The 19,829-nt window shown below is 65.4% G+C and carries 15 protein-coding genes; 4 read left to right on the top strand and 11 right to left on the bottom strand.

Annotated features, from left to right (window positions below):
• The first annotated feature begins 160 nt into the window (after positions 1–160).
• Positions 161–2,068, top strand: coding sequence for a choice-of-anchor R domain-containing protein (locus PX52LOC_RS35070; protein WP_168219397.1), 1,908 nt, complete (start codon positions 161–163; stop codon positions 2,066–2,068).
• A 13-nt stretch (positions 2,069–2,081) separates the two neighbouring features.
• On the opposite strand, the gene PX52LOC_RS35065 is transcribed toward PX52LOC_RS35070, so the two are convergent.
• Positions 2,082–4,280, bottom strand: a complete 2,199-nt coding sequence (locus PX52LOC_RS35065) for a heavy metal translocating P-type ATPase (protein ID WP_149115716.1) — start codon at positions 4,278–4,280, stop codon at positions 2,082–2,084.
• 70 nt (positions 4,281–4,350) lie between these two features.
• Positions 4,351–4,641, bottom strand: coding sequence for a metal-sensitive transcriptional regulator (locus tag PX52LOC_RS35060; RefSeq protein ID WP_149114444.1), 291 nt, complete (start codon positions 4,639–4,641; stop codon positions 4,351–4,353).
• 209 nt (positions 4,642–4,850) lie between these two features.
• On the opposite strand from PX52LOC_RS35060, the gene PX52LOC_RS35055 reads away from it, so the two are divergent.
• Positions 4,851–6,032 (top strand): hypothetical protein, encoded by a 1,182-nt coding sequence (locus tag PX52LOC_RS35055; RefSeq protein ID WP_149114443.1) that lies wholly within the window; start codon positions 4,851–4,853, stop codon positions 6,030–6,032.
• 4 nt (positions 6,033–6,036) lie between these two features.
• Here the strand turns inward: PX52LOC_RS35055 and PX52LOC_RS35050 are convergent, their stop codons facing one another.
• Both PX52LOC_RS35050 and phoU read right to left on the bottom strand, forming a co-directional pair.
• A complete protein-coding gene (locus PX52LOC_RS35050) occupies positions 6,037–7,233 on the bottom strand; it encodes a PQQ-binding-like beta-propeller repeat protein (protein WP_149114442.1) in 1,197 nt (398 codons plus the stop codon).
• Positions 7,234–7,362: 129 nt separating this feature from the next.
• Positions 7,363–8,037: a phosphate signaling complex protein PhoU gene (gene phoU, locus PX52LOC_RS35045; protein WP_149114441.1), complete on the bottom strand. Its 675-nt coding sequence runs from the start codon at positions 8,035–8,037 to the stop codon at positions 7,363–7,365.
• 151 nt (positions 8,038–8,188) lie between these two features.
• Between phoU and PX52LOC_RS35040 the strand changes: the two genes are divergently transcribed.
• Positions 8,189–9,472 carry a serine/threonine-protein kinase gene (locus tag PX52LOC_RS35040; protein WP_149114440.1) on the top strand — a complete coding sequence of 428 codons (1,284 nt, stop codon included), beginning with the start codon at positions 8,189–8,191 and terminating at the stop codon, positions 9,470–9,472.
• A 4-nt stretch (positions 9,473–9,476) separates the two neighbouring features.
• Here the strand turns inward: PX52LOC_RS35040 and PX52LOC_RS35035 are convergent, their stop codons facing one another.
• Genes PX52LOC_RS35035 through PX52LOC_RS35010 form a run of 6 tightly spaced genes read right to left on the bottom strand, consistent with a single transcriptional unit; the run spans position 9,477 to position 16,126 of the window.
• Entirely contained in the window at positions 9,477–10,343 is an 867-nt protein-coding gene (locus PX52LOC_RS35035) for a phytoene/squalene synthase family protein (protein ID WP_149114439.1), read from the bottom strand.
• Positions 10,344–10,361: 18 nt separating this feature from the next.
• Positions 10,362–11,471, bottom strand: coding sequence for an HlyD family secretion protein (locus PX52LOC_RS35030; RefSeq protein WP_149114438.1), 1,110 nt, complete (start codon positions 11,469–11,471; stop codon positions 10,362–10,364).
• 10 nt (positions 11,472–11,481) lie between these two features.
• Positions 11,482–12,222, bottom strand: a complete 741-nt coding sequence (locus PX52LOC_RS35025) for an ABC transporter ATP-binding protein (protein ID WP_149114437.1) — start codon at positions 12,220–12,222, stop codon at positions 11,482–11,484.
• Positions 12,223–12,227: 5 nt separating this feature from the next.
• Entirely contained in the window at positions 12,228–13,346 is a 1,119-nt protein-coding gene (locus PX52LOC_RS35020) for an ABC transporter permease (protein WP_149114436.1), read from the bottom strand.
• Positions 13,346–15,304: an asparagine synthase (glutamine-hydrolyzing) gene (gene asnB, locus PX52LOC_RS35015; protein WP_149114435.1), complete on the bottom strand. Its 1,959-nt coding sequence runs from the start codon at positions 15,302–15,304 to the stop codon at positions 13,346–13,348. The genes PX52LOC_RS35020 and asnB overlap by 1 nt, the downstream gene beginning before the upstream one ends.
• The gene (locus PX52LOC_RS35010; protein ID WP_168219396.1) at positions 15,305–16,126 is read right to left on the bottom strand and encodes an SDR family NAD(P)-dependent oxidoreductase; all 822 of its coding nucleotides are present in this window, start codon (positions 16,124–16,126) and stop codon (positions 15,305–15,307) included.
• Between the two features lie 240 nt (positions 16,127–16,366).
• Here PX52LOC_RS35010 and PX52LOC_RS35005 point away from each other — a divergent pair, with 240 nt between their 5' ends.
• A complete protein-coding gene (locus PX52LOC_RS35005; protein ID WP_149114433.1) occupies positions 16,367–18,985 on the top strand; it encodes a c-type cytochrome in 2,619 nt (872 codons plus the stop codon).
• 111 nt (positions 18,986–19,096) lie between these two features.
• Here the strand turns inward: PX52LOC_RS35005 and PX52LOC_RS35000 are convergent, their stop codons facing one another.
• Positions 19,097–19,735 carry an HD domain-containing protein gene (locus tag PX52LOC_RS35000; protein ID WP_149114432.1) on the bottom strand — a complete coding sequence of 213 codons (639 nt, stop codon included), beginning with the start codon at positions 19,733–19,735 and terminating at the stop codon, positions 19,097–19,099.
• Between the last annotated feature and the right edge of the window lie 94 nt (positions 19,736–19,829).

The raw sequence follows: 19,829 nt of genomic DNA, 5'->3' as shown, positions 1-19,829 counted from the left end.
ACTCCCGACGCCGTTCGGCCACTTCTCGTCCTTCGACGGGCCGATTCCCCTCTCTGAACTCGCATCAGCCATCAGAACCACGGGAGCGGACCTTCCTGCGATGGGCGGTCGTGCCATCGCGAACCGTGCCGAAATACCATCCCCCGAAGCAGGAGCCGAGATGTCTCGATCGTTGTCCCCGTTCCGATTCCGCCCGCAGGTTTGGGATCTGGAAAATCGGTACGCCCCCGCCGTCCTCTCTGACAACCTCTCGGCGACGACGGCCGACACCGAGGCCGCCGTCGGCAACACCTGGCTGACCTCCAGCTTCGGCACCGGCGCGTCGGCCCACACGCTGAACAACGTCACCCTGCTGCTCTCGAACCCGACGGCCGGCGTCGCCGAAGTGGACATCTACACCGACGGCGGCAACCAACCGGGGTCGCTGGTCGCGGCCGTGACCTCGCCGTCCACTTACAGCACCTCGTCCCTCGCGGCGACGACGTTCACGTCGGCGAGTGGCGTGAGCCTAACGGCCAACACGACGTACTGGGTCGTCCTCAAGGCCACGTCCGGCGAGTTCGACTGGGCGTACACGATCAGCAACTCCGGCACCGGCGACGGCTTCCAGGGAACCTACGGCCAGAGCGCCGACGCCGGCGCGACGTGGTTCACCTACGACATCTACCCGACGCAGATGACCGTGACGGTAGACACGGGAACGTCGACCGGGCTGCCGGGAGCGGTGGCGTTCTCGGCTGCCGCGTACTCGGCGACGGAGAGTAGTGGCACGGCCACGATCACCGTGACGCGGACGGGCGGCAGTACCGGGGCGATCACCGTGCCCGTTACCGTTTCCGGCGGCACGGCCACGTCCGGCACCGACTACACCGGCTTGCCCACGACCGTCACCTTCGCCGACGGCGCGACGACCGCCACCTTCACCGTCACGATTATCGACGACACCACGGTCGAGGGATCCGAGACGGCGACGTTCTCGCTCGGCACACCGACGGGCAGTGCGACCCTCGGCACGCAGGCGACGGCCACACTGACCATTGCCGACAACGACAGCACCGCGACCACCACCGTCACGCCGAAGTTGACGGCCGTGGCGACCGGGTCGGGTTCACCGAAGGTGATCGTCTACAACGCGGACGGCACGCAGGCGTACACGCTCACCCCGTTCTCGTCGGCGTTTACCGGCGGCGTCCGCGTGGCCACGGCCGACGTGACGGGCGACGGGTACGACGACATCATCGTCGGGGCCGGGCCGACGAGCGCGCCGACGGTGATCGTCTACAACGGCGTGACGAAAGCGATCCTCGTCACGTTCAACGCCTTCGAATCGACGTTCACCGGCGGCGTGTTCGTGGCGGCCGGCGACGTGGACGACGACGGCCGGGCCGACGTGATCGTCACGCCGGACCAGGGCGGCGGGCCGATCGTCGCGATCTACAGCGGGGCCACACTCGCCACGGGCGGCACCACCGAGATGCAGCGGTTCTACGGGATCGAAGACTCGTCCTTCCGCGGCGGTGCGCGGGCGGCGGTCGGCGACCTGAACGCCGACGGGTACGACGACGTGGTCGTCTCGGCCGGCTTCCTCGGCGGCCCGCGGATCTCGACCTACAGCGGCCTCGCGCTCGCCAGCAGTACGCGAACGCACCTGATCGGCGACTTCTTCGCGTTCGAGCAGACGCTTCGCAACGGGGCGTTCGTGACGGTCGGCGACTTCAACGGCGACGGCTATGCCGACATCGCGTTCGGTGGCGGCCCGAGCGGCGGCCCGCGGGTGTTGGTCCTCAACGGCAAGACGCTGACGACCTCGGGCATTGACGCGGCGCTCACCAGCCCGATGGCGAACTTCTTCGCGGGGGATTCGTCCCTGCGGGGCGGCGTGCGGTTGGGCGTGGGTGACGCGAACGGCGACGGCATCGACGACCTGCTCACCGGCAGCGGCGACGGCGAGGAAAGCCAAGTCCGCGTGTACTCTTCCAGCCGCATCACCAGCGGCAGCACGGCGACCGCGGACGCGAGCTTCGACCCGTTCAGCGCGGTCTTGGCCAACGGGGTCTACGTGGGATAGGGTCGTCGGCCCTTCAATTCGTCCGCTTCAAATCGAGGCGGCCGAGGCGAAGGGCGTTGGTAACAACGCTGACCGACGAGAGGGCCATTGTCGCCGACGCGAGTATCGGGCTGAGGAGCCAGCCGGTGAGCGGGTAGAGGACACCGGCAGCGAGCGGGATACCGACGACGTTGTAGGCGAACGCGAAGAACAAGTTTTGTCGGATCGTCCGCATCGTGGCCCGCGATAACTCGATGGCCGCCGCGACCCCGGCCAAGTCACCCTTCACGAGCGTTACGTCGGCCGCCTCAATGGCGACGTCCGTGCCGGTGCCCATCGCGATTCCCAAGTCGGCGGCGGCCAGCGCGGGGGCGTCGTTGATGCCGTCGCCGACCATCGCCACGACTTCGCCGGCCGATTGAAGTTCCCGCACTTCGGCGGCCTTCCCTTCGGGGGGAACCTCGGCCGCAACCGTGTCGATGCCGACCTCACGGGCGACCGCCTCGGCCGTGCCCCGACTGTCTCCGGTCAAGAGAACTACCTTCAACCCCATCGTGTGAAGTCGCCGCACCGCCGCCGCCGAGGTCGGCTTGACCGGGTCGGCGACGGCGATGCTGCCGACGTACCGCCCGCCCTTTGCAACGAGCAGCACCGTTTGGGCCGTCGAACTGGCGGGTGGGTCGAACGCCACGTTCTGCGACGCGAGCAACCGGGCGTTCCCGACCAGCACCGTTTGCCCGCCGATCTCGGCCGTCAACCCCTGACCCGGAATGGCCCGGAACGCCTTCGCCTTTATCAAGAGGAGGCCGCGAGCGTCGGCGGCACTCACGACGGCGCGGGCCAACGGGTGCTCCGAGTTCGCCTCGGCGCTCGCGGTCAGGCGAAGGAGTTCGTCTTCCGAGACGCCGACCGGCAAGACGGCCGTGACCACGGGTTTGCCGGCCGTCACCGTGCCGGTCTTGTCGAGGACGACCGTTGTCAGGCGGCCGGCCGCTTCGAGCGGTTCGCCACCCTTGATGAGGATTCCCGCCTGGGCCCCGCGGCCGGTGCCGACCATCACCGCCGTCGGCGTGGCCAACCCGAGGGCGCAGGGGCAGGCGATGATGAGTACCGAGACGAACGTGAGTACGGCGAAGTTCAGCCGCGTCTCCGGCGGAGCGAAGTTGAACCAGGCCACGAAGGTCAGCACCGCGACGGCGAGAACAGCCGGCACGAAGTACCCGGCGACCGTGTCCGCGAGACGCTGGATCGGGGCCTTCGAGCCTTGCGCTTCCTGCACGAGCCGGACGATTTGCTGCAGGACCGTCGCGCTGCCGACTTTGGTAGCCGTCATTCGAAATGACCCGTGGCCGTTGACGGTGGCCCCGATGACCCCATCGCCCGGTTGCTTCGCGACTGGCATTGGCTCGCCCGTCAACATGGTCTCGTCCACGTCCGAACTGCCGCCCAGCACCGTGCCATCGACGGGCACTTTCTCCCCCGGCCGCACGCGAAGGATGTCACCGACGTGAACGTCCGCGAGGGGAACGTCGGCTTCCGCGCCGTCGCGCTCCACGCGGGCCGTCTTCGGGGCAAGGCCGATCAACGCCCGGATCGCGCCGCCTGTGCGCGTGCGTGCCCGCGCTTCCAGCAGGCGACCGAGGAGGATGAGTGTGACGATGACGGCCGCGACCTCGAAGTAGACGCCGGGGGCCGAACTGTGATGGCCGGCGACGGCGAACCAACCCGGCTCGACGATGGCGGCCACGCTGAAGCCGTAAGCCGAGAGTGTGCCGAGGGCGACGAGCGTGTTCATGTCCGCAGCCCGGTTGCGGGCGGCCGCCCACGCGCTGGTGAAGAACTCCCGCCCGACCCCGAACAGAACGAGCGTGGTCAGGGCGAGTTCGACCCATACGCGGCCGGGGAAGTCGAGCGCGGGAACGATGTGGCTGCCCATCGCGAGGACGGCGACGGGGAGCGTGAGTACGGCGGCTGCGATGAAGCGAAACCGTGTGCGACGGTACTCGGCGTCCCGGGCGACTTCTCCGGCGTCGGGGCCGCGATTCTCCGGCGTCGGCAACGCCGCGTCGTAGCCGGCCGCCCGCACAACGCCCTGCAAATCAGTCGGGACCGTGGCCGACGGGTCGTATTCCACCGTCGCCCGGCCGGTGGCAAAGTTCACCGACGCCTTCGCAACGCCCGGCGCGGCGGCGAGTGCCCGCTCGATCCGGCCGGCACAGGCGGCGCAGTGCATGCCGATGACCGGCAGATCGACGCGGGTGGTTTCGAGAGTTTCCGTTGTCACGTTGTTTCTCCGCGGGCGGTTACTTCAAGAATCTCGCCAGAACGGCCCGCACCTCGGCGAGCAACTGCTCCTGGCTCATCGGCTTCGCGCAGCGGTGTTCGCTCCCCGTGCCGTGGCCGGCGACGCAGGTTTCGAGGTGGGCCGAGATGAGTTCGACGCCGAGCGCGTCGAGGGCCGAGCGAATCGCGGCGATTTGCGTCAGCACGTCCACGCAGTAGCGGTCGTCGTCCAACATTCGCTGAACCCCGGCGACCTGCCCGGCGATCCGCTTGATGCGCATGGTGGCGCGTTTCTTCGTGTCGGCGTTCATGGCGTGCCCACCCCTGGTGTCACCACCATTATATACCATATGGGGGTATCAATCAACTCGCTTCTTGCCCTGTCGCGTGAACGTCGGTATCGTCAAAAGCAACTCTCAAAGAGATGGGGATCGGAGAGTAACAGATGTCGCTGGATAACTCACATTCAACGGATCGGCGCGCGTTCCTAGCCTGTGGTCCCGCCATTGCGGTCGGCAGCGTGTTCGCGCGATCGTCCTCCGCCGCGGACACGCCGAACGAAAAGTTAGACTCGAAGGACGCGGTTCTGAAGAAACTGGCATCGCTGGAGGCGAACCACGCGGTTCTGCTCGGCAAGGCCGTTGTCGTCGGCGAGTTCAACGACACGGCCCGCAAGTATGAGTTGCACAAGACCGGGCCGCGCGGCCGGGACTTCACCAACAAGGTTTGTTGGGCACCGGACCGGAAGCGGGCCTTGTTTTGCGGGGCGAACCACGCCGTTCCGCATCGGTTAAACGACGTGTGGGAGTTCGACCTGCCGTCGCTAACGTGGTCGATGCTGTACGCTCCCGATCTGCCGCGAGGGTACGCGGACCTGGGCAAAGACACTTCCGACGTTGAGTTCCGCGACGGCCTGCTGATGACGAAACGCGGCGGCCCGGCGGTCATCGCCCATACTTGGTGGGGGCTGACCTACGACCCGCGGCACAAGACGCTGCTGTTCATGAACACCTGGGTGACGGAGCAGAAGAAGGCCGTGCAAGCGCTCGGCGGCGACCCGGCGGAGTTGTACACGGGGCCGCCGCTGTGGGCGTTCTACCCCACGACGCGGACGCGGAAGCCGTTCAAGGCCGTGAAGCCCTATCCGGTTGCGATCTTCGGCGGGATGCTCGAATACATCCCCGATCTCGGCGGCAGCATTTGGCACACGAACAACTGGCAGATGCACGGCACCTGGCTGCACGACTACGAGAAGGACGCCTGGAAAGACCTGAAAGCCAACGGCGGCGAGGCGGTGTTCGAGAAGGCATCGCCTGAACCGGAACAGATCGGCTACTACGACCCGAAGCGGAAGATCATCGTCGTCCACCGGCATTACGCCACTCACCACTTTGATCCCGCGAAGCTCGAATGGAAGGCGGTGCGGGCCGGTAACAAGGACGACGGCCGCACGCCCTACGGACACGACGCGCGGTCCGTGTTCTACCACGACCCGGTGAGCGGGCACGGCTTACTGGCGCAATTCGAAACCAACACGCTCTGGGTCTACGACCCGGACGCCGTTACCTGGACGAAACTCACGCCGGCGGGCGACCCGATGCCCACCGGCGGCAAGCGACTAGCGTATGTAGACCCCATCGCGAACGTGCTGGTCGTGATGGACGGCGTCACCATCTGGGCTTACCGCTACAAGGCGGCGTAACGGCCTACTCTATCGTCCACAGGATGAGCGAATTGCGGTCCTTCACGAAGATGCGGTTGCCCGTCAGGATCGGTTCCGACCAGATCGGCGAGTCGGCGAGTTTGTACTTCGCGACCTCGTTCAGTTCCTTCTCGCCCGGCTTGAAGACGATCATGTTGGAATCGCTGCTCAGGGCCACCAAGTACATCCCGGTGTCGAGCACGAAGCCGCACTCACCGCGGTTCGTGGTGTCTTCCCAGACGAGTTTGCCGGTCTTGGCGTCCTGGCAGAAGAGCTTGGACGAACCACGGCCCATCCCCAAGTAGCCGTACAGCAGGCCGTCCTTCAGGACCGGGCTGTTGTAGTTGTGCGGGGCTTGACCCTTCCAGAGTTGCTTCGCCTCGTAGGCCTCGCCCTTCTTTTCGATCGTGAAGGCGTAGCCGGCGCAGATGACGGTGTTGCCGTCGATCGCGGGCGTGTTGGTCTGATACCGGCCCGTCGTCAGGGGCGTCTTCCAGAGCAACTTGCCGTCGGAGAGGTTCACGCCGATCAGGTTCTTCTCGGTAAGGACGACGACGTGATTCATCTTGTCGAGCGTCATCAGCACGGGCGAGCCGTAGGACGGGCCGTCGCCCGTCCACGTCCATTTGGCGTCCCCGGTCTTCAAGTCGTAGGCCGTCAGTTCGCCACGGCCGTCGGTGCCGACGTGGGCGATGCACAGCCCGTCGATGACGGCCGGTGACGACGCTGTGTAAAACCGCGGCTTGCCCTTCGTCTCCTTCCGCCACGCCACCTTGCCGGTCGCAACGTCGATGCACGACACGGTCCCGCCGACGCCGTGCGTGCAAACTTTGCCGTCGGCCACGGCCGGCGAACTCCGCGGTCCCTTGAAGTCGCCGGCCGGGCCGGTCACGCTGGGGGCGGCGTACTTGTCCTGCCAGACCTCTTTACCGGTCGCGGCGCTGAGGCAGCGGATCACCTCGTCGTTGCCCTGCCGGGTGAAGGTGAAGATGTTGTCCCCCACGAGGGCGGGCGACGCCAGCCCTTCGCCGACGGCGACTTTCCACTGCTGTTTGAAATCCTTTGGCCACGCGGCCGGGATGGTGAAGCCGACGACCTTGTTGTCCCGACCGCTGCCCCGCCATTGCGGCCAATCCTCGGCGAAGGCCGCCGTGGTCGAAAGCGTACACAGAAGGGCGAAGAAATGTTTTCGCGCGTTCATTGGAATAATTCCTGGCGAGTCGGCGGGGCGATGCTGATGGAGGTGCGGCCGCCGATGAAAGCATAACCAATCCGCGCCGCGGAAAGTAGTGAAAGGGCGGTGAGCGATTTTCGCCGGGTGGCGGCCGTGTTAGCTTTGCGGCTCCAGCAATTCGTGGTGGTGCCGGACGATGGCCCCTTCGACGAGGTAGATCACGTCCTCGGAAATGTTCGTCGCGTGGTCGGCGATCCGTTCGACGTGGCGGACGGCCGAGAAGAGCGAGAGCAACGGCTCGATGTGGTCGGCGACCCGCTTCATTTCGGCAACGATCTCGCGGATGATTGTGGCGTTGTCCGCGTCCACCTCGTCGTCGAGCCGGATGACCGTGCGAGCCGTGGCCGCGTCGGAATTCACGAAGGCGTCGAGCGCCTTCCGCACCATCAGGATCGTCCGCTCCGTCATCGGCTTGAGCCGTTCCGGGATCGCCACGAGCGGCGGCTTGGCCAGTCCCGGCACCCGCTCGGCGATGGCTGTCGCGTAGTCGCCCATCCGTTCCAGGTTCGTCGAAATGAACAACACCGAACTGATCCGCCGCAGGTCCACCGCCACCGGTTGGTGCAGCGCGAGAATCTTCAGACACTCCTCGTGGACTTCGTTCTCCAGCAGATCAATGAGGTTATCGCCTTCGATGACGCGGTCGGCGAGGTCGGTGTCGCGGGTCTGGAGGGCCTGGGCGGCCTGAAACACGGCCTCCTCGACGAGGCTGGCCATTCGCAGGATCGACTTTTGCAACTTCTCCAGGTCGCGTTGCATGTGCTTGGACACGGTACCCTCGGAAGAGATCAGAGATGGGCGGCCCCGCGGCCGGTCCCCCAAGTATACGACCGCGGCGGGCGGAATTGGGGGCGGGTCGGCGGGAACTTTCGGGGCCGCATTCTAAGATAGCTGTGCGCCTTCACCGTGGGACGGGGGTCGGATGAATTCTTCGGCGGATGCCCGCGAGCCACTGGAGCCGTTTCTCGAAGCGATCCGGCGGAGCCGGCTGGTGACCGACGAACGCGCCGCCGAACTCGCCCGCACCACCGACCCCGACACCGACGCGACGGAACTCGCCGACCAACTCGTTTCGATCGGTGAACTCACCCGCTTTCAAGCGGACAAACTGCTCGCCGGCCAACCGGGCGGCCTCATTTTGGGGAAGTACCGCATCCTCGCCCCGCTCGGCCGTGGCGGCATGGGCGTGGTCTACCTCACCCGCGAGAATACCGACGCGGCGAACGTCACCCGGCCGCTGATGGCCCTGAAAATCCTGTCGCCGAAGAAGGCCGTCGAGCCGCGGACCCGCGACCGCTTCCTCCGCGAGATGGCAATCGGCCGGGTGATCCCGAACCACCGGAACGTGACCCGCATGTACGCGGCCGGCGAGGTCAACGGCGTCTCGTACATCGCGATGGAGTACGCCCCCGGGCGGACGATCAAGGAGATCGTCGCGGAGGACGGCCCGATGCCCCCCGGCGAGGCCGCCCGCGTCTTTGCGGAGATCGCCGACGGCCTGGCCGCGATGCACAACGCCGGTCTCATCCACCGCGACATCAAGCCGGCCAACATCATCATCACGCCCGACGGCACGGCGAAGCTCATCGACTTCGGCTTCGCCCTCCACATCGGCGACGAACTGCCCCGCGACCCGTCGCTGATCGGCGGGAAGGGGTACATCCTCGGGTCGATGGACTACATCGCCCCGGAGCAGGCCACCGACGCGACCGACGTGTCGCCGCGGTCCGACCTGTACGCCCTCGGCGCGTCGCTCTACTTCGCGCTGTCGGGGTGCCCGCCGTTCCCCGGCGGCACGGCCTTACAAAAGATCCGCTGGCACCGCAACGACTCCCCGCCGCCGATCCGCACGCTCTGCCCCGGCCTCCCCCTCGAACTCGCGGTGGTCGTGTCGAAGCTCATGGCCAAAGACCCGGAGGAGCGGTTCGCGTCGGCCGTTCACGTGGCGGAAGTGTTGCGGCAGTGGGCGACGCCGGTCGCAAAACACGACGACACGGTCGCCACCGACGAGCACGAACTTTCGACCGACGAGTTGTGGATCGACCCGCGGCGCGACCTCCGGGACGATTCCGACTCGCGGGAAGGGCGGCGAGAGCCGGACGAAGAGTTGACGGTCGCGGTCCCGATGTGGGTGATTTGGGCGGTCCTCGTCGCGGTCGGGCTGTCGTTCGTCCTCGGCTTCGCGTTCGGGCTGCTGAACCGCTGACGGCTCACCACCAACCCCACTTCACCGGCCACGCGGAGGCGAAGATCATCGCCTTCTTCCGCCGCGGCACTTTGACCCGGCGATGGAAAACGTCGCCGTCCCGCCGCTCGATCTCGGCCAACAACTCGCGGTACGTGCGGAACATGACGCGGAAGATCGCCCGGCCGGGCGGCGGCAGGTGCTCGTTCAACCGCTCGGCCTCGGCGTAGTACCGCTTGGCCCGGTCAATCTGCAACCGCAGCATCTCGGCGAAGTCGGGGCCGCGGGCCGACCAGCGGACCGGCGGGCAGCGGAATCGCTCCCACTCGTCCCGCGGCAGGTAAACGCGACCCCGGCCGAGGTCTTCGCCCAGGTCGCGGAGGATGTTCGTCAGTTGGAACGCGATGCCGGCCGCCTCGCCGGGGGCGGCCGCTCGCGGGTCGCGGCATCCCCAGATCGGCAGGCAAGCCAGCCCGACGGCCGAGGCGACGCGGAAGCAGTAGGGGTAGAGTTCTTCGAACGTCTCGAACCGCACGGGTTCGAGGTCGGCCGCGACGCCGTCGAGCACTTCGAACAGGTACTTCGGGTCAACGCCGTAGTGGGCGACGGTCTGCCGCAACGCGGGGTGAAGTGGGTGCGAGTCGTGGCCACCGATCGCGGCCGACAGAGCCTCTCGCCAGGACAAAAGTCTCGCCCTTTTCTCGCTCACGTCGCCGGGTTCGTCGGAGATGTCGTCGGTGACGCGCATGAAGGCGTAGAGCGCGTCCATTGCCCGCCGTTGAGGGGCGGGCAGGAGTCGGAACGCCATCGCGAAGTTGCTCGCGGATTGGCGGACCAACGCGCGGCAGAATTGGAAGGAAGCCGCGGCCGACGGCGGAGCGAGGGCGGTCACGGGAGCCTCCGCGGCCGGTTAGGGAAAGGTCACGCGGACGGGTTGGTTGACCAGCAGCGGCGGCTTACCGGCCGGGGCCGGGTCGGTCACGCGGATGCGGACTTCCAACACGTAGGTCGGCTTGCCGTTCAGCAGGTCGATGCCGCCAGACTTCGGGAGGAACGCGGTGCCGATCTGCTCCACCGTCCCCTCGTAGGTGAGGCCGGGGTTGCTGTCGTCGGAGATGATGACCTTGCTGCCGTCCTTGTCCCGAATCTTGTACGCGAAGTCCGGGGCGATCTCCGCGTTCACGAAGCGATTGCCGGCCGGGATCAGGTAGAACAGCGGCGGCGACTGCGGGTACACGACTTGCCCCGGCGACGCCGACAGGCGCTCGATGGTGCCGGCCATTTCGGCTTTCAACTCGCAGTTGGCGACGGCCTTCTGGGCCTTGGTCACCACTTCTTGAGCTTCGTTGGCCTTGGTCGCCGCCTGGTTGACTAACTCGGTGACGGGGGCCGCGGCCAGTTGTTGCTTGTCGAGTTTCTTCTCTTTGACCTGATTCTCGGCCGACTGCACAAGGCCCTCTGCCTTCAGGTACTCGGGTTCCTCGCGGATGCGTTTCTCGACGTTCGGCGTGTCGGGCAGGCGATTGAATTCGAGGCTGAGTTTTTTTCGCATCGCTTCCTGAAACTCTTTTGCCCGGACCACCGACTGCTCGGCGTTCTGAATCGCGAGGTCGGCTTTCTCCTGCAAAATCTTGTGCTGCTCGACGCCCTTCAGGGCTTCCTGGTGCTTCTGGAGGGCGTACTGGAGTTCGTTCTGGGCGTTCTTCAAATCCGGTTGCAACTGCCAGTCGTCGAACTTGACGAGCGGGTCGCCCTTCTTGACCGCCTGCGCGTTCTTCACGTGGACCTGCTGAACCGTGCCGGCGGGCAGGTGCGCCGGCAGGTGAATGGGCATCAGGTCGTGCTCGGTCACGACCTTCCCCCGGGCGACGAGGCCGTCGTCCTTCGGGGCGGTGCTTTGTGCGTTGCCGCCCGCGCCGGGGGGCGTGCCGCTGTTGTTGGAGAGGCGGTTGGCACCGACCAGCGTGCCGACGGCCAGGCAACCGCAGAGGGCGTAGGGGAGGATTTTGATTCGTCGCATGGGCAAACCCTCACTCACCGGCGACCACCAGCGGGATTTCGTGCTCTTCCAGGTTCCCGTCGTCCAGGTGGAAGCACACGTCCACGAAGGGCAACATCCGTGCGTCGTGCGAGACGACGAAGATCGTCGCCCCCCGACTGTGGGCCGCGTCTCGGAGCAGTTGAATCACCGCCTGCCCGTTCTCCCAGTCGAGCGCGCTCGTCGGCTCGTCGGCGAACAGGAAGGTCGGGTTCTTCACCAGCGCCCGGCCGATGGCCACGCGCTGCTTTTCACCGCCGGACATCGCCGCCGGCTTTTTGTGTCGCTGGTTCAACAGACCCAGGCGGTCGAGCATCTCTTCCGCCTGCCGCCGGGCTTCGCCGGGGCTGAGGTTATTCCCCCACTTCAGGACGATTTCCAGCTGTTGGCTCGCCGAGAGGGCGGGGAAGAGATTGTATCCCTGGAAGATGAACCCGGTGTGCTTTCGGCGGAAGTCGTCGCGGGCGGCTTCCGAAATCCCCCAGATATCGACGAAACTCGTCTGATCGTTCGGCCGCGTGAGCACCTGCCCGCCGTCCGGGTGGAGCAACCCGGAGAGGATCGCCAGGAGCGTCGACTTGCCGCTGCCGCTCGGCCCCATGAGGAGGGCGAGCTGGCCGGGGAAGAGGTTGAGTGACACCTTCCGCAACGCCGTCCGCTGGGACGCGCCGTCGCCGAACGTCTTGAGCAGGTGGACTGCTCGCAGGCTCGGCAGGTTGTCGGCGGCCGCCATCGGGACTACCTCAGCAGGCTAATCGGTTCGATACCCCGCACGCTTCGCAGGGCGAACAGCCCGGCAAATACGGACATTCCCATAGTAATTAAGGCCGTCCCGGTCATGATCTCCCACCGCAGGATCACCTGCGTCCCGGCCGCCCGTGCTCCGGCGGCGAGGAGTTGCACGACGGGGTAGGCCAGGGCGATGCCGAAAATACCGATCCAGAACGCCTGGAACAAGACCGTCACGTACACCCGCCACCGCGGGATGCCGAGGGCGAACAGCGTGGCGTACTCCTTCGCGCTGGCGATTGTCGCGGCGTACAGCGTCTGGACCGTCACCGCCCCACCGACCAACAACCCCAAGAGGGCGGCGTACCCAATAGCGATGCCCGCCTTCGTGCGGAGCAGCCAGTACGTCCGCGTGCTGGTCGAGAACTCGCCGGACGTGTACACGGCCATGTCCGAATACTCGGCCTTCAAATGGGCGGCGAGGTCCGCCGCCCGCTCCGGCGTGTCGCACTTCGCCAACAGGTACTTGGTGTGGTCGGGCGGCAGCAGTGCCCCCATCAGTTCGCTGGCCGTGTAGTGCGAGCAGATCACCCACGGGGCGGCGAGGCTTTTCAGCCCCTTCACGCTGCCGACGAGGCGGACTTCCTTGCCGTTGATCTTCGCCGTTTGGTTGACCGCGGTCATGCCCATCCGCTTCATGTCCGACTCGTCCATGACGATGGCGAACGGTTCGGTGAGGGCCGTCCGCTGTTCGGAGGTGAGCATGTCGGGGATGCCCGCATTCCCGAAGTGGCCGAGGAGGAAGCAGAGGTCGGTGCCGCCGTCCGGCTTCTGAAAGTTCGCGAAGTTGGCGATGTACGGCTCCGGCGGGAGAACTCCTGAGTGCTCTCCCACGCGGCCGAGGTAGCTGATGGGGATCGGCTGCCCGAGGTCGATGGCTTCCACGCCCTTCGAGCCGATCCAGACGATCCGCGGGTCGGTGTGGTCGAGGGGGATCGACGTGATCGTGAACAAGCCGAGCAACAACCCGAACTGCAACGCCATCAGCACGGCCGAGAACGCGACGGCTCCGACGCCCGCCGAGTAGCGGGCTTTTTCGTGCCAGAGGGTCTGAAGCGAATAGCCCATCAGTTCACTCGCGGGAGGTCACAGAGATCGCCGCTGATGTACAGGTGGTGCCACAATTGCGTTGCCGTCACCGCGGTCAGGCCCATCTCCAGGCCGGTGCGGGCGAAGCCGCGTTTCATCGTGGCCAGCTTCGCCGACTCGCGGTGGACCGCATCGTAATCGAAGTACCCGGTCTTCGCCATCGATTCCCGGCTCATCACCTGCGCGATCCACGGCTCGAGACCGCCACCGGCCGCGAAGCTGTCCATCGGCGCGCGGAACATGTGTTTCTTCCGCCACGCCACTTCCGGCGGCAGCCACTTCTCGGCAACCTTCCGCTCGATGTACTTGTCCGTTAGGCGGCGGAGCTTCCATCGCGGGTGCAGGGTGGCCAGAAATGCTAGCACATCCTCGTCCAAAAAGGGATAGCGAGCCTCGACCGACGAGTGCATGGCCACGCGGTCGCCCTTCGACGCCATCAGGTGGCCGGGGAGCATGACGCGGGCACCGATCGACATCTGCCGGTTGAACGGGTTCCAGCGGTGCAAGTCCGGCGACAGTTCCAGGTCTTCGAAGGCCGAGTGGTTCAGCATCTTCTCGCGAAGTTCGCCGCCGAAGAAGCGAATCTTGTTCAGACTCATCAGGCCGTAGCAGTCGAGCCAGCCGTTGTGCCCACCGGTGACCGCGTGTGTGCGGCGGATTTGATCCATCGGGAACATCGGCTGCCCGGCGAGTTTCGCCCCCAACCGCCGCAACCGCACGGCGAGGCCGGGAATGATGTCGGTATAGCCGAGCATCTTGTGGATCTTGAACCACGAGTAGCCCGCCATCCACTCGTCGGCCCCTTCGCCCGTCAGCGCGACCTTGAAGCCGTTCTGGTGAACCGTGCGGGCGAGGTGCATCAACCCGAGACAGGACGTGTCGATGACCGGGCACTCGGCGGCCGCGATCAGTTCCGGGTAGTCGGCACGCAGTTCGGCCGGCCCACACGGTACGACGATCGGCTCGCAGCCGAGGGCCTTCGCCACTTGTAGGGCTTCCGATTCCTCGTTCAGCCCTTCGCCCTTCACGGAGATCGTGAACGTGGGGATCGGCCGGCCGAGGGCCTTGTTCGCCATCGCCACGACCAGCGACGAATCGACGCCGCCGCTGAGGTACGACACCACCGGTACGTCGGCCCGCAACCGCCGCTGCACGGCCGCCAGCAATACGTCCTCGAAGGCGTCGATGGTCTTCTTTTCGTCGCGGCCGTAGTCTTCCTGCCCCCAATCGGGGTAGTTGATCTGCCAGTAGATTCGCTGCTTCGTCGCTTCCGCGACCGAGGTTTGGCCGAGTTTGAGGTGCAGGTAACGCCCTGGGAGCAAAACCTGGATGCCTTCGAAGACCGTCATCGGCCCCGGCATCGCGAAGAACGTGAAGATGTGGTTCAGGCCGCGCAAGTCCGGCTTCGCCGTCACGAGGCCGCTGGCGAGAATCGCCTTGATTTCGGAAGCGAACAGCAGCCAGTCCGTGCCGTCGTGCTTGACCGTCGTGAAGAACAGCGGGCAGATGCCGGTGCGGTCGCGGCCCAACACGACTTCGTTCGTCTTCGAGTCCCACACGCAGACGGCGTACTGGCCCTTCAGGTAGTCGAACAGCTTCTCGCGGTGGTCTTCCCACAAGTGGGGGAGGATCTCGGTATCGGTGTGGGTGCGGAACTGGTGGCCCTTACTTTGGAGGGCTTGCCGCTTCTCCGGGTAGTCGAAGAACTCGCCGTTGAACACGGTCCAAACGCTGCCGTCTTCGTTGCTAATCGGCTGTCGGCCGTCGGCGAGGCCGACGATGCTGAGCCGGGTGTTCGCGAGGTGCAAGCCGTCACGGTCGAGGAAGCCGTCCTCGTCCGGCCCGCGGTGATAAATCGCCTTCGCCATCGCCGGCACGATGCCCCGTGGAGCATGCCGTTGGCCTGACAGGTCGATCATTCCCGCGATGCCGCACATTCAGGGGGTCCCCGCTCGCTTTTGGAACTTCAACACCTTCCGCCGCATGAACCATCGCACGGCCCGTGGGAAGAGGCGTTTGCCCATCCACACGCCCCAGGAGACGTTGCCGACGGCCTTCTCGCGGGTGTTCCGCTCCAGGCTCCTCACGACCGCGTCGGCGACCTCGTCCGGCGGTTGAGCGCCCTCGAAGTCGAGGTAAATCTGCCCCTCGTTGCGGAGCAGGTGGCGGTTCAGGTCGTCGCTGCGGACCAATCCCGGCAGCACGAGTAGCACGTCGATGCCGAAGCGGGCGAACTCGCCGCGCCAGGCTTCCGTCATGCCGACGAAGGCGTGCTTACTGGCACAGTGTTCCGACAGACTCGGAATGCCGCACCGCCCGCACAGACTTGCCAGGTTCAACACGGCCGCCGGGTAGCCAGCGTCGGCGCTTGTCGTCAAGTGTGGCACGCACAACCGAGCGAGTTCGACGGGCGCGAAGAAATTGATCTCCAGCACCTGCCGGTTGATCGCCTCCGTGTTCGTCGCGAACTCGCCGAAACTGCACACCCCGGCACAGTTCATCAGCACGTCGAGGCCACCGAACCGAGTGACCACGTTTGCAACGAGTTTCTCACGTGCCGCCGGGTCGGTCAGATCGCACGGGAAAATCTCAACGTCGGTCCCGGTGAGTTCTTGTTTCAGCGACTCCAATTCGACGACCGAACGCGAAGTCACGGCGAGTTTTGCGCCGCGTTTGCCGAGACGTTGAGCCACCCGACGACCGATGCCCCGCGAGGCCCCGGTAATCAATACGACCCGCCCGCGAACGTCCCGCTGCATTCCCGTCCTCGTGTGTTTCTGAAGGGTCATTTTATGAGGAATGTGCAACGTAACCAACCGACCGAATCCCCGGAAGAGGTGGGAATGCCTCAAGATCTCCCCACTCTTCGGCAAAGTTGGCGGATTGGGGAGACTGGGACGGGGTTTTTGTGTGAAAGCCCAGGGGCGGCTGTCCCTGGGCTTTCGCCGACGATCGCTTATACTGTCAATCCTTCCCTTCCAACCTCTTCGGGTGCCCTCATGCGCCACTTCTTTCTCCTGCTGCCGTTTCTGGCACTGGTGTTGTTGAGTCCGTCGTCAACGGACGGCCAAGACAAGAAAAAACGACCGCCGGCCAAGCCGCAGACCGCCACCGACCCGACCACCCTGAAGGTCGCGAAGGGGTTCAAGGTCGAACTGCTCTACAGCGTGCCGAAGGAGACGGAAGGTTCGTGGGTCAACCTGTGCGTAGACCCGAAGGGCCGGCTCATTACGTCCGACCAGTATGGGCCGCTGTACCGCGTGACGCTGCCGCCCCTCGGTTCAACGGAAGGGCTGAAGGTCGAGAAACTGCCCGCCGACGTGGGTGACGCACAGGGGATGCTGTGGGCGTTCGACGCCCTGTACGTGATGTCGAACTCGCGGCGGAAGTTGCCGAGCGGGACGCAACTCAAGCCAGCACTCTATCGGGTTACATCTTCGAAGAAGGACGACGTGCTCGACAAGGTCGAGATGCTGTTGGAATTCCAGGGGGCCGGCGGCGAACACGGTACGCACGCCATCCTGCCGCACCCGGACGGCAAGCGGCTCACGCTCGTCTGCGGCAACCAGACCGACCTGCCGAAGTACGACACCACGAAGGTGCCGCCGATCTGGGGCGATGACCACCTTCTGCCCCGCCTGCCGGACGGCAACGGCTTCATGAAAGGCCGCCTCGCCCCCGGCGGCTTCATGCTGAACGTGGACCCGAACGGCAAGAACGCCGAACTGTTCAGCGTCGGCTTCCGCAACCAGTTCGATGCCGCCTACAACCGCGACGGTGAACTGTTCAGCTACGACGCCGACATGGAATGGGACATGAACACGCCGTGGTACCGGCCGACGCGGGTCTGCCTCGTCACCAGCGGCAGCGAGTTCGGCTGGCGGAACGGCGCGGGCAAGTACCCGGCTTACTATCCCGACAATCTCCCCGGCATCTGCGACATCGGCCCCGGCTCGCCGACCGGCGTGACCTTCGGCTACGGGGCGAAGTTCCCGGCCAAGTACCAGAACGCCTTCTTCATCTGCGACTGGAGCTATGGCAAGATGTACGCCGTACACCTCAAGGACCGGGGACTGTCTGGGCCAATGGCATACGCCGCACAAGCGGAAGAGTTCATTACCGGTACGCCCCTGCCGCTCACGGACGTGGTGATTAATCCACACGACGGAGCCATGTACTTCGCTATCGGCGGTCGGAAGACGCAAGGTGGCCTCTACCGAGTGACCTATGTTGGTCCCGATGATGAGAAAAAGCCTGGTGAAAAAACGCTGGTTGCTGGGACCGGTGTTTCGATTCAAGACCGGTTGGAAACGCTAGCGAAACTACAGGGCGAAAAGTTGGATGAACAGAGGCTGAAGGCAATCGTGCCGTTCATGGGGAGGACAATCGGTGATGATCGGTTCTTCCGGTTTTCTCTTCGGACCATCCTCGAAAGTCATGACCCCAAGTTGTGGGCGGAAGCTGCACTGTCAGAGGCCGATCCGCAAGCCTCCATCCATGCTCTGCTCGCCCTCGTCCGCGTGTCGGCCTCCTGCCCTGACCACGACCCGAAGCGAGCGCACGGCGGCGACCCGGCCCTCCGCGGCAAGATTCTCGCCTCGCTCGGCAAGATCGACTTCACGAAGCTCACGCACGAGCAGAAGCTCGACATGATTCGCGTCTACCACGTCCTCTTCCACCGCTTCGGCCCGCCGACGGCCGACGAGAAGACGGCGTGGCTCGCGAAGTTCGACCCGGTCTTCCCGACGAAGAACCGCTACGTCGATAGCGAACTGCTGCAAGTCTACGTCTACCTCGACGCCCCGAAGGCGGGGGAACTCGGCATGAAACTGCTGACGAACGCCCCGACGCAGGAAGAACAGATGGAGTACGGCCGGGCACTCCGCGTCCTCAAGACCGGCTGGACGCCGGAATTGCAGAAGCAGTACGCCCAGTGGCTGGTGAGCGCGAACACGTTCCGCGGCGGCAACAGTCTCCGCGGGTTCATGACGCTGATCCGCCAGGACTTCGAGACGACGCTGAAGGCGGACGAGAAGACCGCCCTCAACACGTTGCTGAAGGAAGCGGCGGCCGGGCCGAAGGTCGGCGTGACGGGGCCGGCGCGGGCGGTCGTTAAGAAGTGGACGCTGGAGGAACTCGCCCCGAAGCTCGAAGCCGGGCTGAAGGGCGGCCGCGACTTCGACCGCGGCCGGAAACTCTTCGGTGAGGCCCGCTGCTTCGGCTGCCACCGCTACGACAACGACGGCTCCGCGTTCGGCCCCGACCTGAGCGGCGTCGCCGGCCGGTTCAGCCAGAAAGACTTGCTGGAGTCGATCATCGACCCGAGCAAGGAGGTCAGCGACCAGTACGCGGCCGTGCAGATCGAGTTGGAAGACGGCGGCCAGGTCTTCGGCCGAATCGTGAACCTGCACGACGACAACATCAGCGTGAACACCGACATGCTCGATCCGAACGCGATGAAGACGGTGAAGCGGAACAACATCGCGAAGATGAAGCCGTCGAAGACGTCGATGATGCCGACCGGGCTCCTCGACACGCTGAAGGAAGACGAGGCGCTGGACCTCCTTGCGTACCTTCTCTCCCGGGGCGACCGGGAGAATGCGATGTTCAAGAAGTGACCCTGTCGGTTGGCCAGAGACGAGTTTGCAATCGCAACGGCGAGCCGAGCACCGTAAGGTGCCGGGTGAAGGTTAGTCACCCGGCACCTTACGGTGCTCGGCTCGCCTGACCTACTTCAATCGCTCGATTTCTGCTCGAAGATTCTGCCGTGCCGGAGCCTCGGCTTCCAGGTGCATCACGTCGGTGCGGTAGATGCGGTCGCGGGCCAGGAACTTTTCTAGCACCGCCGCCCGCCCCTTCCGGTAATCGTCGTCCGGCACGAAGGCATATTCGCGGCGGATCGCCTCCGCGTAGCGGAGGTACCGAGCTTCGCCCGCCCCCAGGATCGCGAGATCGGCGTCGAGTAGCACGTCCGTGTCCGCGTCGTCCAGCGATCGATGGTTCGCCGTCGCGCGGATCAGGTCGGCCACCCATTCCGCTTCCCGATCGATGCCCATTTCTTGTAAGGCGGCGCGGGCCATCTCGGCACTGCGGCTCTCGTTGTCGCGGGCCTTCGGATCGTAGACGGCATCGTGGAACCACGACGCGAGTTGCACGGCCACCGGGTCGTCCGCAAACTTCGCCAGCCGGCCGACGACTTTCAGCACCTCGGCGACGTGTTCGAGCGTGTGGTAGTGCCGGTGCGGTTCCGAATGGGCCGCGACCAATCGGTCGAAGACGGGATAGGCGTTCGCCGGTTCGACGCCCAAGCCGCCGACGAATCGCACCCACTGCGTTTGCAGCACGTCCAGGCGTTCGGGCGAGATCATTGAGGTGCCTTGGTGTGTCGGGATTGTAACAGAATCGCGTCCGGCCGAACGATTCCTTGCCCGACCGGGCCTTGTTACTTTATAGTTGACCGTG

The organism is Limnoglobus roseus (genome assembly GCF_008254045.1).
In the GTDB taxonomy this organism is placed as follows: Bacteria; Planctomycetota; Planctomycetia; order Gemmatales; family Gemmataceae; genus Limnoglobus; species Limnoglobus roseus.
This window is presented reverse-complemented; position numbering and strand designations above follow the sequence as displayed.